10 protein-coding genes, 1 tRNA gene and 1 pseudogene are annotated in these 14,210 nt (G+C 70.5%); 7 read left to right on the forward strand and 5 right to left on the reverse strand.

Annotated elements, in window-relative coordinates; all coding sequences use genetic code 11:
• Positions 1-1,319: 1,319 nt before the first annotated feature.
• Positions 1,320-1,466 carry a hypothetical protein gene (locus B5D66_RS25370; protein WP_159457194.1) on the forward strand — a complete coding sequence of 49 codons (147 nt, stop codon included), beginning with the start codon at positions 1,320-1,322 and terminating at the stop codon, positions 1,464-1,466.
• Positions 1,463-2,065 carry a hypothetical protein gene (locus B5D66_RS25860; RefSeq protein ID WP_235000635.1) on the forward strand — a complete coding sequence of 201 codons (603 nt, stop codon included), beginning with the start codon at positions 1,463-1,465 and terminating at the stop codon, positions 2,063-2,065. Before B5D66_RS25370 ends, B5D66_RS25860 begins: the two co-directional genes overlap by 4 nt.
• Positions 2,066-2,164: 99 nt before the next feature.
• Here B5D66_RS25860 and B5D66_RS01860 read toward each other — a convergent pair whose 3' ends face one another.
• A complete protein-coding gene (locus tag B5D66_RS01860; protein ID WP_078759792.1) occupies positions 2,165-2,371 on the reverse strand; it encodes a hypothetical protein in 207 nt (68 codons plus the stop codon).
• A gap of 208 nt (positions 2,372-2,579) precedes the next feature.
• Between B5D66_RS01860 and B5D66_RS01865 the strand changes: the two genes are divergently transcribed.
• The gene (locus B5D66_RS01865) at positions 2,580-3,110 is read left to right on the forward strand and encodes a DUF6194 family protein (RefSeq protein ID WP_235000636.1); all 531 of its coding nucleotides are present in this window, start codon (positions 2,580-2,582) and stop codon (positions 3,108-3,110) included.
• A 1,079-nt stretch (positions 3,111-4,189) separates the two neighbouring features.
• Here the strand turns inward: B5D66_RS01865 and B5D66_RS01870 are convergent.
• Together B5D66_RS01870 and B5D66_RS01875 are read right to left on the reverse strand one after the other, a co-directional pair.
• Complete coding sequence (locus B5D66_RS01870) at positions 4,190-4,507, reverse strand: nucleoside triphosphate pyrophosphohydrolase (protein ID WP_078759793.1); 318 nt, start codon at positions 4,505-4,507, stop codon at positions 4,190-4,192.
• Between the two features lie 657 nt (positions 4,508-5,164).
• Positions 5,165-6,130: a universal stress protein gene (locus B5D66_RS01875; RefSeq protein ID WP_078759794.1), complete on the reverse strand. Its 966-nt coding sequence runs from the start codon at positions 6,128-6,130 to the stop codon at positions 5,165-5,167.
• Positions 6,131-6,471: 341 nt separating this feature from the next.
• On the opposite strand from B5D66_RS01875, the gene B5D66_RS01880 reads away from it, so the two are divergent.
• A tRNA-Pro gene (locus B5D66_RS01880) sits at positions 6,472-6,545 on the forward strand.
• A 340-nt stretch (positions 6,546-6,885) separates the two neighbouring features.
• Here the strand turns inward: B5D66_RS01880 and B5D66_RS26515 are convergent.
• Positions 6,886-7,496 (reverse strand): annotated as a pseudogene (locus B5D66_RS26515) (CbrC family protein).
• Positions 7,497-8,050: 554 nt separating this feature from the next.
• Positions 8,051-8,662 carry a TetR/AcrR family transcriptional regulator gene (locus B5D66_RS01890; protein WP_078759795.1) on the reverse strand — a complete coding sequence of 204 codons (612 nt, stop codon included), beginning with the start codon at positions 8,660-8,662 and terminating at the stop codon, positions 8,051-8,053.
• 283 nt (positions 8,663-8,945) lie between these two features.
• On the opposite strand from B5D66_RS01890, the gene B5D66_RS01895 reads away from it, so the two are divergent.
• The 3 genes from B5D66_RS01895 to B5D66_RS01905 all read left to right on the forward strand — a co-directional run bounded on the left by B5D66_RS01895 (position 8,946) and on the right by B5D66_RS01905 (position 14,210).
• A complete protein-coding gene (locus B5D66_RS01895) occupies positions 8,946-10,400 on the forward strand; it encodes an MFS transporter (protein ID WP_144290653.1) in 1,455 nt (484 codons plus the stop codon).
• Between the two features lie 536 nt (positions 10,401-10,936).
• Complete coding sequence (locus tag B5D66_RS01900; protein WP_159457195.1) at positions 10,937-11,467, forward strand: winged helix-turn-helix domain-containing protein; 531 nt, start codon at positions 10,937-10,939, stop codon at positions 11,465-11,467.
• 400 nt (positions 11,468-11,867) lie between these two features.
• Complete coding sequence (locus B5D66_RS01905; RefSeq protein ID WP_235000638.1) at positions 11,868-14,210, forward strand: excinuclease ABC subunit UvrA; 2,343 nt, start codon at positions 11,868-11,870, stop codon at positions 14,208-14,210.

Below are 14,210 nucleotides of genomic sequence, written 5' to 3' on the forward strand. Positions count from 1 at the left end.
CGCGCCGGGGAATCGGGGCCGGGGTTCGTCCACAGGTTCCCGCGCGGTCCGGCCGGCGCGGCGCGTCGGCCTCTAGCTTGGTTTTCACGCCTCTCACCCGGCCCACAGGACACCGAGGCGCCCCTCCCCTACGAGGACGATCAGGAGTCCCGCATGAGCGACCACACGGCCACCGGCCCCACCCGGACCGTCATCCCAGGCGAGAATCACCGCCCGGCCGGCCGGGGACGAAACCGCCGCCTCGTCGCCGGTGACCGTCGCGATGCGCGCTCTCTTGGTGCCTGCTCGTCCCCGAAGGCACCCCTGGACGGCTCCTTCCACACGCACGACGCTCATCGCCGAACCGAACCGGGACAGGTCCGGGCGTGGCCGGGACGGTGTCCACCGGCGGCCCCACCTGGCGGGCCGCGACCGCCGGCATCGGCCCGCGAAGCCCCCAACGAGCGCGCCGGAGGCCGACGACCCCGACCGGGTGGTGTGGCCCGCGCCGGCCTCCGGAACGGTGCGGCCCTCATGCCCCACGGTCGCGTGTCATGCCGGTACCCGGGACGTTCCGGCTGAGGGGGCGAGGTCGGCCCGCCCACGGCGGACGGCCCGTGGCGCCGTTGCCGGCAGGCGGCCTGGACCGTTCGGCCGCCCTCGCCGGGCCGCCGACCACCTGGCGGCGCACCGGTCCACGAGGGCCGCGGAAGGCCGTGCGGAGGGCCGGCAGACCTGAAAGAAGGCCGTGTCCCCACCCGAACGGCGGGGGCACGGCCGGATGCGAGGACCGGCCGTAGGAGGGCGCCGAGGTCTCCCGGCTCGTCGCCGTCCCGTTGTCTGGGCCAACCGGCTCCATGCACCGCATATGGCTCACGCCATATGCGCCAAATACTACCCGACCGTAAATCACCTCTCAGCAATTTCACAGCCAACGTCGTCATCCCCGCGCCGGCGAGGCATAAACCACCTCGGACGCGCGTGGAGCCATCTGGACGTTTCTGGACATCTTTAAACGCGACCGGACGGAACAGAACATGAACGGGACGCCGAGGTCTCACTCTCCACCGGACGGAGCAGAATTCGTATGTCACGCACCATGGACTCTGAGTGACGAATCAGGCACTCTTTCCGAGCGAAGCCGTTGTTTATACGGTACTTTCTGGGCACCGGCCCTCCGGAGTGAGGCTACGAACACGCCGTCTCCCACCCCAGGCGTGCTTTCTTTCCGTGGCCCACGTCCGGATTGTCTGGGCCAAACGCAATCTCCTCGTTGAGGAATTCCATAGAAAAGAGCGCCGATGCTCGTGAAATTCACTGCGGCCGCGCCGATCATACGCGTGACCGTGATCCTCCTGGTGGTGGTACTGGCCTGCCTGATCCAGGCCGGAGGCCACGACGTCGTCACCGCGCTGCTGATCAGCCTGGCCGCGCTCGGCCTGGCCGGCGAGATCGCCGCGCGCGTCGCGCCCCGGGAGGCACGATGAGCGCAGCCGACCTGCTCGACCCCACCGGCCCCAACCGCTCGCTGCGCCCGGTCGCGCGCCCCACGACCTACCGGGTCGCCGCCGACGCCCAGCCACGGCGGGTCCGCCGTGCCGCCGACGGCACCCTGTGGGGCGAGGTCCCCGTCGTCCCGGTGGTGGCCGAGGAGACCAGCCGCCACCAGGAACGCACCGAATTGCGTATCGCGGTCAAGGTGGACGTCCCCTCCACCGACAAGAGGAACCGTCACCGAGTGGTCGCCGACCTTGAGGGATACGACTTGCGCCCCGACCCGTTGCAGGCCAGTACCCCGGCGGAGTTCGTCGAGGCGATGCGCCGCTACCGGCGCTGGGCGGGCCAGCCCTCGTTCCAGCAGATGGCCCATGACTGCGGCCATCTCAGCTCGGCCAGCTCGTTCCACGCCATGCTCGGCGGCAACGAGCTGCCCCGCTACACCCTGCTCAACGCCTTCGTCATCGCCTGCGGCGGCGACGAGGCCGAGTTCCAGCGCTGGGCCACGGCGTGGCGCCGCATCGACCAGGGGACACTCGGGCGGCGTCCCCCATTGATCGCCCTGCCTCCGAGCGGCGAGACGAGCTGACCGCCCCCGGGCGCGCCCCCGCCTTCGGGGGCGCGCCCGGCCCGCTTACCGAAGGCACGTGTCGGCCGCCGAAGACGTCGGCGCCCGTCAAGGCTCCGGTCACAGGCGGCCGCGGGCCGCCTCCAGCCGCCGCGCGTAGTCGGGGGCGAACGGGTCGGGGAGCCCCGTGTCGAGCGTCGTGGCGATCCGATGGATCGGGGCCCACACCGCCGGATCGTCGACCAGGCTCCCCAGGTCGGTCCTCTGCAGGAGTTCCAGCCCGTCCGACAGCACCAGCGCCTCGTCAGCGGACAGCGCGACCGTCACCCGCCCCGTCGCCCACGCGCCTTCCCCTCCCGAGCGTTCACCCGGCCCGGAGCCTACCGGCGCCGTTCCCGCGTACCGCGGCGGACCGCCTCCGAAGGGCGCCGACCGCTTCAAGACCGATTTGAGGATTTCCTCCATCGCCCCCATGTCATCCGGCAGACAGACGATCCCAAAGTTCAATAAGGACTTCAATGAGAAACTCGAAGGTATGGAGATCACACGCCACGACCCGACCACCGATGCCCGATCCGGCGAGGAGCCCGTGTTCGCCCCCGAAGAGATCATCGCTTTCACCTCCGGACTACCGGGCGTGACCGCGTTCACCGCCGCCGAGGGCGACGGCTCCCCCGAAATCGCCTGGGGGGACACGTTCTTCCTCTACGACCCCGAGGGCGAGGGGATGGGCGCCCAGCGAATGCCGTTCGCCACGATCGTCGTGAAGGACTACGACGGATTCGACACCGCCTCGGAGCTGAACCGGCCCGGCGTGTTCCGACTGAACATCTCCGTGGGGCGGACCGCCTTCGAGGAGCTGGTCGGCTACCCGCCCGCCGCGCACGCCGACCAGGCCGCGGAGATCGACTACACGGTCACCGACCGGATCATCCCGCACCCGGTGTACGCCCCCCAGTCCTGGGTGGCCGTCGTCAATCCCGGTCCCACGACCCGGGAGCGGGTGCGGGACCTGCTCACCGACGCCCACGCCCGGGCCGTCCGCCGCCACCGCCCACGCGGATAGCCGCCGTCCCCGTCCGCTCGGGCACCTCCGCGCGCCCGGTCCCCGGACGGACACGCCCGGCTCCGCGTGACTCCGGCGGCCCGTCCCGGAGCCGCGACGCGACGCGCCGGAGGACGAGCGCGGGCGACGCCTCCCCACCGAGACCGCGCGATGCGCGCCCGGCCCGCTCCCCGGCTTTAGGCGGCGATCGGCCGGGGCTGGTTCCCTGAGATCGGCCTCGGCCTCCCGGCCCGACAGGACGTGAGGTGTCCCGCCGCTCTCAGGGGCCTCGCGCCGGCTCCGGTCGTTGCCCGGCCCGGTTCTTCGAGCGCGGTCTCCGCTCCCCGGCTCCCGCCACGACATCGCGAGCGGCCCTCGTCCGACCCCGCCGGCCGGGATGACCGTGGCCTGGGTCCCTCGCCTTCCACCGCGGCGCAGCCACAGCTCCGCGTGGGACGGCGAGGACGGTGGCCGCCCAGGCCGTCTCCTTCGGCGTGCCGTCACTTCCCACGGGCGCGATACGGACTCCAAGGGGAGGCCAGGCCGGCTGGAGGGTGCGTCCACGGTCTGCTGTCTTCCCGCGGGACTCCGATGACGCGGTCGGCTCCGGCGGTCGCTGAGAGCCGGCCGTTCCCGCCACCTCCCGCGTCGCCCTGCCCGGTGCTCGCCGTGGCGGAGTCGTTCTTCCGGACAGGACGGCGGTGGAGGCCACGCGAAGACCCCGGGTCGGTGTACCCGGGAACGCGCTCAGTGGTGCGCCCGGCCACCGCAGGCCCGGCCTTCCCTCTCGCGCGCCGGTCCCGACGTGACGGGTGGCCGGAGGGGGGCAGGCGCCGTCCGCGTCCGGTCCCTCCTCCGGGCTCACGGCCGGCGTGGTCGTCGAGCGTGCGCGGAACGCGGAGGAGTCCGTACGGCGGATCGGTGTCGGGCGAGGTCGGAGTGGGCGACCCGGCGTCGACGGCCCCTCGACCGATGGGTCCCCTCGACGGCCGGCCCCCAGGACGCGAGGCACGCACCGTCCGGCCGCCGTTCCGCCCGCGAGCTCGACGGCTCCTCAGCGGCGCTCGGCCCGGCACCGCCCGAGGTGAAAGCCGGCGTCCTTACCGCTGGCGGTTGCCGTGCCAGACGAGCCGGTCGGCGAAACCGCCCCGCTCGTCGGCCTTGGCCCGGCGGACCTCCTCCACCCGCTCCGGGCTCGCGCCGTGCAGGGTGGCGAGCGCGTACACGACCTCCAAGACGTCGGCCAGTTCCTCCACCGCCGTATCCTCGCCCGCCTCCAGGTACTCCCGGATCTCCTCGCCGAGCTTGGCGCGCAGTTCGCGCCGGTACTCCTCGGCGTCGGCGACGGTGATGACCGGCTCCGCGCCATCGGCGCGGATGATCTCTGGAACGCGATCCCGCACGAGCTTCCTCACCATGGCCACCACTCCTTCTCGTCCGAACCGGTCGGTTCCGGCGTTGCACCGCCTAGGACCCTACGCCGCCGGAGTGCCCGTGGCGGCCGGTCGGGCGGGCCGTCGGCGTGGACGTCGCCCGTGTGGGCGGCCCGTCCCGAAGGAGGGTTCTCACGAAGCGACCGATGAGGCGGACCGGGTGAGATCGGTGTGCCTCGACCGGCTCGGACAGTCCGACCCCGCCTCTGCCGATCGAGCGTGCAAGGGCCTGCCCGGGACGGCACCGAGGTCCGTCCGCCCCTCTGCGCGCCGGGAACGCGGGGGAATCCCCGGCCCTGACGACCAGGGCGGGTGCTTTCGACGCACCGCCCCGCATATCTCCGGCGCGGGGGGCCGCGACGGGTGAGCCGGTCCGGAGGAAAGCCGTGGGCCGGGCGGAGGCACCGCATGCTCCCGGCCGTCACCGGGACGATGCACCCGAGGTCGCCGTCCACCGTCACCGACGGCATGGCCGCCGCGTCTCCTTCCACCACCGCTTCGCGATGGGCGGTGGACAGCGGTCCAGCCCCGAGGGGCCGGCGCCGTCTCCACCGCGCTTTCGCGCCGGCCGGTCCCTGCCACGCAGGCTCTTGTCCCCGCCGTTCCGGTGACAAGGCCGGCACCGCGCCTCTGACGGCCGCGTCAGGAGGGTGGCACCGGCCCCCGGTCGGCGGCATGGCGCGGGATCCGCGTCACCACCACGGGGACGTGGGCGTGGTGCAGCAGGGCCTGACTCACCGAGCCGAGGAGCAGGCCACGGAAACCGCCCCGGCCGCGGGAGCCCACGACGATGAGGCGCGCCTCCTCGGCGGCGCTGAGCAGGGCGTGGGCCGGCTGCTCCTCCACGATCGTGATCCTGACCGGGAGGTCGTCGGCGTCGGGCGGCCGGATCTGCTCGACCTGGGTGCGCACGCTCTGTTCGGCCTGGGAGACGACGGTGTCACGCAGGTCGACGGCCACGTCACCGGTCATCACGGGGTCGAACATGGCGGGCATCCGCCAGGCGTGCACCACCGTCAGGGGACTCTCGGTGAGGATCGCCTCCTCGAACGCGAACTCCAGCGCCGCATCCGAGCCCGGCGACCCGTCGGTGCCGACGATGACGTGGCGCCGCTCCCGCACCTCCAAGGGAGTGTGGGGCAGAGACGGGACCACCGCGACGGGGCACTCCGCGTGCGCGCTGACACGGATCCCCACGGCGCCCGTGAACCGGGATCGCACGCCCGACGCCCCGCGCGTGCCGACGACGACCAGCTGGGCGTGGCGTGAGGCGGCGATGAGCGCGTGAGAGGGGTCCAGCGCGGACAGTTCGGTGCCCACCCGCAGCTCCGGCTCCACCTGCCGGGCCCGCTCCACCGTCTCCCCGAGGAGCGCGGAGGCCCGTTCGGCCACCTCCGGGGTCGGTGGCATCCGCACCGAATGCCCCAACGGCATCGTGACCAGGGGCATGCTCGCCGCGTGGACGACCCGCAGGCCCGCCCCGCGGCGGTGCGCGGCCTCGGCCGCCCACACGGTCGCCGCCTGCGATCCGGCGGACCCGTCCACCCCCACCACCACGTCGTCGTCCCGTGGCGGAGCCCCCGACACCAGGTGTGCGTGATCGTTCATGATTCCCCTCCTCCATCGCTTCCCGCACCTACCCGAAGTGGCGGAGGGAACCATCCTGAGCAGGGCCGTCCCCGGAACCTGGGGAGGCGGCGCGGCCTCAACCGCGGCCGGCGTGAAAGAGCCCTTCCGGTCCCGGGACCGTGGCCGGGTTGTACCGGAGCCCCTCCGCCCTCAGGAGGGCGGACGCCCCGACACGCTCCGGCCAGGAAGCGGAAAACCACCGCCACGACCACGGTGGCGCCCGCGATCCCCGGCCACGCCGAAGAAGGCGTCACGACCACCCTCGCGGATGCGCTAGAGTTAAACCTGTTCGCGGGGACGGAAACGAAACCGCAGGACAACGGGACGTAGCGCAGTTTGGCAGCGCACTTGACTGGGGGTCAAGGGGTCGTGGGTTCAAATCCCGCCGTCCCGACAGAGAAGTAGCAGGTCAGAGGCCCTTCACTCAGGAGAGTGAAGGGCCTCTTCCATGTCCGGTGGGTACCAACTGGGAAACTCGTGGGGAAAACCCGAGCACCTGGGCGATCACGGGCCGGAACCAGGCCTCCCCAAGCCACGGGCGTCGGCCCCAGCGCGGCCCGGCCCACCTGCCGGCGACAGCCGCCCCCCTTCACGACCGTTGAACGCGTCATGTCCCGGCCCGCCGGATCCCGGCGTCTCCGTCTCTGACACCGATGCGAGGCCGGCCACCTCCCGGTCTTCACCGGCGTCACCCGCCCCCGCATCCACCGCAGCCCCACCGGCACGGACGGTGCTCAGGACGAGTCCGCGTAGGCGAGGTGGGTACCGCAGACGACGCAGCGGAAGAGCATGGCGGTCGGCCCCTTGCCCAGGTCGGCCAGGAAGCGCTCGATCCGGTCTTCGTCGCGCCAACCGCTGAGGCGCATATCGGTCCGCAGCCGGTCGAGGGCCTCGGGATGCGCCGCCGGTTCGGCGTACCCGACTTCGCCCAGGAAGGCGGCCGCGTCCCCGAGCCACCGCGGATCCTGCCAGGCGTGGAAGCCGGGGTGCGGCGGGTGACCTCATGCACGACGTCCTCGCTGACACCGTCGAGTCCGTAGGAGTCGGTGAATTGCCCCTCGAAGCGTTCGGCCGCGCTCCCGTCCGCGATACACCATGGGCAGAATCGTCCACTGACGTCCTGGGCGGTGGAGAAGGCGGCCGTGTAGATCCATCCCCTGTCGCGCCCGCAACAGGCACACGTCTCGGCCGCCGCGCGGATGGACCCGCTTGCGAGGGGATCCGGGTGGTAGCGGAAGAAGGGCGGAGTGACGGTCGTCTCCGGCTCCCGACCCGCACCCCGGCGGCCCTGCCTACTAGTCTGTCCACGAGCAGATCCCCGACCGAGCGGAGCCTCGGATTTCATCGCGGCTCAGCCGATTGCGGACGGCCCGCCGGCGCACAGGCCCCGAGGACGGAACGCGACGTCTTCCACCGTGAGCCGGTCGGAGTGTTCTCAGCCCATATCGCGAGGTCTCCCCCCACCGGCGGCGTTCTCTCGTTCACGCGGCACGGAACGTCCCGGATGGTCGCCGGCCGCTCGGGCGCGACCGCGACGGCGGAGACGGTTGCGCACCCGGGCCGCGAACGCGGTGGTCTGCCCGCTCGGGGCGGGACGGCCATCGGCCGGTCGACGACGGCGGGGTTGTCCTGGCCGCACGCGCTGCGCCTTCGGCACCGACCTCGTGAGCGAGTCGGTGGACGGGGAGCGGTGGCCGACCCGGTGGGGCAGGCCGATCTCGACACCACCCGCCGCTACGCCCTGGCGGGCCAGGCCGGCACGGCGCTCGCCATCGGCCGGTGCGGGGTTACCGCACAACCCCGCGGTGACCCTCCGGGGAGCGGATCAGGGCCGTTCCCGAGCGGCCCTCGCTCGCCACGAAGCGCGCAACGCGCTGAGCCGACCTCACGGCCTGGTCGTCAGCGGGAGTCTGCGCCACCGGAACCACGAAGATGCGGAGCGAGCGTCCGCAGGAGGTTGGAGCGCATCCACTCCTCCAAGGTGCCCTCGCCGTCGATCGCCCAGGTGAGCATGGCGCCGCTGTAGGTCGTGTAAAGGTCCATGGCCAGCGCTTCGGGCGAGGTCCCCTCCGCCAGCCGCCCGGCCCGGACGGCCTCGTCGAGCAGGGCCGCGGTTTCGGCACGCAGCGACCGGCTCTGGAAGACCGCGTGTTCCCGCAGGTCCGGGTCGGTGAGGTCCATCTGTAGCAAGGCGAGGTTGTTGGCGAGGTGCTCGCGGCTGGTGACCCGTCCCGGCATCGTCACCAACGCCTCGACGACCGCGGTGACCGGATCAGCGTGGACCGCCCTCACCTGTGAGAAGACCTCGGGAACCCGGCTTGCCGCCTTGGCGGCGAACGCGACCAGGAGCCCCCGCTTGGAACCGAACCTCTGGGTCAGCGCGGGCCCTGAGAGGCCCACACGGGCGGCCACTGTCGCCAGCGTCGCCCCCGCGGGCCCTTCTTCGGTGACGACGCTGGCGACGGCTTCGAAGATCACTTCGTCATCAACAGATCGCGGTCGTCCAGCCATGGATCGATGATAACCGCTTTACTTTATTAACAGCAATAAAGTAATGTGACCACGTGGCCCTGCCCGAGCGCGCCGGCACGCGGTTCGGCGCTACCGACGCCGTCCCGCCCCGCAGCGCGCCGAAGTCACCGACACGATCGGCGGCCAGGCCACCACTTGCCCGCGGTGAACGTGCCCCCGCACGTCCCCGTGGCGGCGACCCACCCGGCGGACACGACACCCGACTGAAGGGACCGGCTGACGGCATGGCGCTTCGAGACCGCACCATCAAGGAGAACCTGTCGTGACAGACCCCTCGGCATCGTCAGAGGGTGGCCGCATCTCAGGGGCGGCGCTCCTGACACTCCTGTTGCTCTGCGCCGCGCAGTTCATGCTCATCGTCGACGTCGTCGTGGTCAATGTGGCCGTCCCGAGCATCCGCGCCGACCTCGGGATCCCCGACAGCCGGCTGCCGCTGGTCTCGGTCTCCTACACGCTGACCTTCGGCAGCCTGCTCATCGCGTTCGGCAGGGCGGGCGACCTGGTCGGCAGGCGCCGGCTCTTCATGATCGGGATGACGGTCTTCACGCTCGCCTCACTGGCGACCGGTCTCGCCCAGACCGAGTGGCAGCTGGTCATCAGCCGGGCCGGACAGGGTGTCGGGGCCGCGATGGTCTCCCCCACCGCGCTGGCGCTGCTCACCACGGCCTTCAGTGAAGGCGCGGGCCGCAACCGCGCGCTCGGGTACTGGGGAGCCGTCGGTTCGGGGGGAGCGATCGCCGGGCAGCTGCTCGGCGGCGTGATCACCGACGCTGTCGGCTGGCGGGGCATCTTCCTCATCAACGTCCCCATCGGGATCGCCGCTCTCCTCCTCGCCCGCTATTACCTCAGGGAGAGCCGGGCCGAGCAGCGCCCCGCGCTCGACGTGCGGGGGGCGGTGCTGCTCACCGTCGCGCTGGCCCTGACGCTGCTCGGGTTGACGGGCCTCGCGGAGGGCAGGAACACCGCGGTCGTGGCCGGGCTGGTCATCGCGTGCATCGTGGCGTTCGCGCTGTTCTTCCGGGTCGAACGCACCCATCCCGCCCCGCTCGTGGACGTCAGGGTGGTGCGCAGCGGCAACGTCGCGGGCGCCAACGTGCTCTTCGCCGTCAGCGCGGGGATGCTCGCCGCCGCGCTGTTCTTCACGACCCTCTACCTTCAGGTCGTACTCGACTACTCGCCGTTGGCCGTAGGCATCGCGTTCGCGCCGATCACCCTGTTGATCCTGCTGATATCCCCGCTCGCGGGGACGCTCACCACCCGCTACGGCCCACGACGGGTCCTCCTCGTCGCGTTCGGGCTTTTGATCGCCGGTCTGCTGCTCATGGCCCGCCTGCCCACCGACGGGAACTACTTCCGGGACGCGCTGCCCCCGTTGCTGCTCATCGCGGTCGGCGCCGCCCTGTCCTACGCGCCCATCCTCATCGCCGGCACCACCGGGGTGCCCGAGCGGGACCAGGGGCTGGCCTCGGGGCTCCTCAACTCGGCGCAGGAGCTCGGCGCCGCGATCGGTATCACCGTCATCGGAGCGATCGCCACGGCGGCGACGTTCGGCGCCACACCTGAGGCGCTGACGGCGGGTTACCGCACCGGCCTTTTCATCGCCGCGGCCATCATCGCCCTCAGCGTCCTCCTCGTTCTCCGTCTCGGGCGTTCGAGTACGCCCTCCACCGAGGAGGCGGTGGCGACCGAGGCTGGCGAGCCGCCCGACCGGGCCTGAGCCCGTTTCGACTTCCCGGGAAAGGAGGAGCTCCAGGTCGTCACCTTCGGAAGAGCCGGGCCGGCGGCCGTAGCCCAAAGCGAGGACCTCGGCAATACGACAGAGTGTCCTATTTCGGCCAATCCGTCGTATTCGCCTGCTCACCTGGCGTTATCAGGGGATCACAAGATCAGAGTATGTGGACGTCCAATCATCTCCCTCCTATCCTTGTCCCGGTACGTCTGCGGCATGTTAATGGCAGCGGCGAATAATCCCACAAGAGCAGGTGGGAAAGAAGTACGGAACCATTCGGCCCGCTCAGTCGGGTTTCGAGGTGGGGGAACGGGGGGACCGATTTCTTTTCTGCCTGGGCAGAGACGGGAGAGGTCACTCTCCCCCTCCTCGTCTGCGCGTTCCCGATTCGCCCCAGTCACAAATCACCGGAGGCATCCGCCGTATGCGGCCGATCTCACGCCGCCTTCATCCCCCATTGCGCGGATATCCCACCGGAGCCGCCGCGGAATCAGCACCCGCCATCGGCGACCAAGGGGAGAGAATTGCGAAGGCAGCGACTTGCAGGAAAACGGATAAACGTTTCCCAGGATGTCAAGATCGCCCGCTGGCCGCTCGAAAGAGAAAAAGTTGACCTGTACCGGAAGCTCGGAATCCCTCGCGTCCTGATCCTCGACCATGGAGAAAAAGCACCACCTTACTGGGACGTGTACGAGGACTGGGTGCGCGCCCCGTTCCCAGAAGACGACCTCCGGAAAAGAATAAGAGTTGTGCAAGAACGAGTCAGAGCCGAGCAGGAGCCGCGCCTCGGGGAAGACGGATTACTGCACTACAGGTCGCAGTCCGTGGCATTATCCCCTGTGCAGGCCAAAATCGTAGAGTGCTTGATTCAGAATCCCGGGGCGCTCGTCTCCAGGGCCGATCTCGTCGCGCGCCTGTCAGAGGAGCCTTCGACCCCTACCAGGAACGCGCTCGATCTGCACGTCACGCGCATCCGCCGCAAGCTCACCCCCCTCGGCCTCACCATCAAAGCGGTCCGCGGCCGGGGTTATCGGCTGCACGCCGTGGAGGATTAGCACAGACAGGACCGGAGTCGACGGCGCCGCGCCGGCAGTCCGGCGGCGCCCGACTTCCGGCCTCCTTCGCGTTCCCCACGGTGTCGTTCCGCGATAAAACGAAGAATCCACTAGAAAGGGACAGGTGAGGGGTCGATCGGAGGCGGGCATCACTCGTTCCGACCACTCCTCGCTCTATGCTTCACTCACCGATATGAATACTTTCCATGACGCGTCTGCGCCTGCCCAGGAGCCCGATGGGCGCATCCCGGACGGCCCTTCCCCGATTTCGACCGCACCACCGTGGATCGAAGTCGTCCGGGCCCGGACGCATAATCTCCAAGATGTTTCCGTTCGAATCCCCCGGGGACGCCTGGTCGCCTTCTCCGGAGTGAGCGGGAGCGGCAAGACCTCTTTGGCCATGGACACGATCAACTCCGAGGCGCAGCTGCGTTACCTCGAAGGTCTCTCTCCTTTTGTCCGGCGCTTCATCTCGCCGCGGGACCGCCCCCAGGTGGACCGGATATCCGGCTTGACCACGACGCTCGCCGTCGATCAGCGGAAGCTCAACCGCAATGCGCGTTCGACGCTGGCGACGATCACGGGAATCGACGCCTATCTGAGTCTGTTGTTCTCCCGCATGATCGCGCTGGATGGAAATGCCCCGGACAGCCAGCGGGCGTTGAGTTCCGGGCATTTCGACCGGTACAGCCCGGAGGGCGGCTGCCCCACGTGCCACGGCGCCGGGGCGACCCTGCATTCCACTCCCGATCTCATCATCACCGACCCCGACCTTCCGCTCCTCGAAGGGGCATCGCCGTGGTTCAACTCGCTCAAATCTCCTGAGCAAGTGGCGATGAAACCGCTGGCCGAGATGTACGGGGTCGACATCGGGCGCCCTTGGCGGGAACTCCCCGAGGAGTTCCGCAACGCCGTTCTCTACGGCACTGGTGACCGTCCCGTCGCCGGAACGGTGAACGTGCCCAACAAGAAGGGCGACTCCGAACTCGTCTACAAGTTCAACAACCCGCTGCGCGGGGCGCTCGCCGAGGTCGAGCGCCTGTTCGGGGCCGCCGGAACCGATCGGGCGAAGGAACGCTACCTGCCCTTCATGAAGCAGGTCGCCTGCCGCGACTGTGCCGGCAGCGGTTACGGCGAGGCCGCTCGCAGCGCTTCCCTCAACGGTGCCACCTACGCCGATATGGCCGAGCGCACCGTCGCCGAGGTCCGGTCCTGGGTGGATGACCTGGGGCGGTCGCTGACCCCGGTCCAGGCCGAACTCGGCGACACGCTGCTGCCGCCGCTGATCTCACGGTTGAGAATGCTGGAACGGCTGGGCCTGGGCCATGTCCAGATCGGCCGCAGCGCCCCCAGCCTGTCCGGCGGCGAACTGCAACGCTCCCGGGTCGCGGCCCAGCTCGGCACCGAGCTCACCGGCATCATCTTCATCCTCGACGAGCCCAGTGCCGGTCTCCACCCGGTGGACAAGGCCCCGCTCTCAGAGATCCTGCGCGAGCTGCGCGACGCCGGGAACACCGTCCTGTTCATCGACCACGACCCCGACCTCATCGCCCAGGCCGACCATGTGATCGACATCGGCCCGGGGCCGGGACGCCACGGCGGCCGGGTGGTCGCCCAAGGCACCCCCGAACAGGTCCGGCGCACCCCCGGTTCGGTGACCGCGCAATACCTCTCCGGTGAGGCCCGGGTCCTGCGCAAGCCGCGCCCGGTGACGGCCGCGACCACGTGGCTGGAATTCGGCGGCGTCAACGTGCACAACGTGCGCCAGGTCGATATCCGCATTCCGACCAACCGGCTGACCTGCATCACCGGGGTGAGCGGTAGCGGCAAGAGCACCGTTCTCAACGACGCCGTTGCCGGCGCCGTCTCCGAGGTGCTGGCGGGCCGCCGCCCTGAGCATGTCGAGCGGGTCGACCTGGGCACGTCCGTCACCTGGCAGGCGGTGGTCGACCAAGACCCCATCGGACGGACCCCCCGCTCCACGCCCGCCACCTACACCAAGGCCTTCGACGTGATCCGGCGCCTGTTCGCCGGCACCGACGCCGCGAAGTCCGCCGGGCTGACCGCCTCGGCCTTCTCTTTCAACGGCCAGAGCGGCCGTTGCCATGAGTGCAGCGGCTACGGGCGCCGCCAGGTCGACATGCATTTCCTGCCCGACGTCTGGGTCACCTGCGAGGCGTGCGAGGGCCGACGCTTCGAACCCGAGGTCCTGGCCGTGCGCTATCAGGGTCTGCGCGTGGACGAGGTGCTCGACCTGTCGGTCGACGACGCCGAGGAGTTCTTCGCCTCCACACCGTCGCTGCGCGCCACCTTGGAGGCGATGCGGCGCTGCGGGCTCGGCTACCTCACCCTGGGGCAGAGCGCCACCGAGCTGTCCGGCGGTGAAGCGCAGCGCCTCAAGCTGTCCAACGCGATCCTGCGCGGATCGCGCAGCGGCGGTGGTCTCGTCGTGCTCGACGAACCGGTCACCGGCCTGCACCCCGCCGACGTGCAGCGCATGGTCGACGCGTTCGACGTCCTACTCGACTCCGGCAACACCGTGCTCATCGCCGAACACGACCTGCACGTGGCGTCGCGCGCCGACTGGGTCATCGACATGGGCCCCGGCGGCGGGGAGGCCGGCGGCCGGGTCGTCTCGGCCGGTCCCCCCGAGGACGTCGCGGCGGGCACCAGCCCCAGCGCCCCCTTCCTGCGCGCCGCCCTGAGCAGCGGCGACCCCACCACCCCGACCCCCAAGGAGTGA

This window comes from Marinactinospora thermotolerans DSM 45154 (genome assembly GCF_900167435.1).
In the GTDB taxonomy this organism is placed as follows: Bacteria; Actinomycetota; Actinomycetes; order Streptosporangiales; family Streptosporangiaceae; genus Marinactinospora; species Marinactinospora thermotolerans.

What these genes read in the sequence shown, in the direction of transcription:
- B5D66_RS01875 (WP_078759794.1), bottom strand. Translation starts at nt 6,130, where the DNA reads ATGAACGATCACGCACACCTGGTGTCGGGGGCTCCGCCACGGGACGAC.
- B5D66_RS01865 (WP_235000636.1), top strand. Translation starts at nt 2,580, where the DNA reads ATGGAGATCACACGCCACGACCCGACCACCGATGCCCGATCCGGCGAG.
- B5D66_RS01890 (WP_078759795.1), bottom strand. Translation starts at nt 8,662, where the DNA reads ATGGCTGGACGACCGCGATCTGTTGATGACGAAGTGATCTTCGAAGCC.
- B5D66_RS25860 (WP_235000635.1), top strand. Translation starts at nt 1,463, where the DNA reads ATGAGCGCAGCCGACCTGCTCGACCCCACCGGCCCCAACCGCTCGCTG.
- B5D66_RS01870 (WP_078759793.1), bottom strand. Translation starts at nt 4,507, where the DNA reads ATGGTGAGGAAGCTCGTGCGGGATCGCGTTCCAGAGATCATCCGCGCC.
- B5D66_RS01905 (WP_235000638.1), top strand. Translation starts at nt 11,868, where the DNA reads ATGGACACGATCAACTCCGAGGCGCAGCTGCGTTACCTCGAAGGTCTC.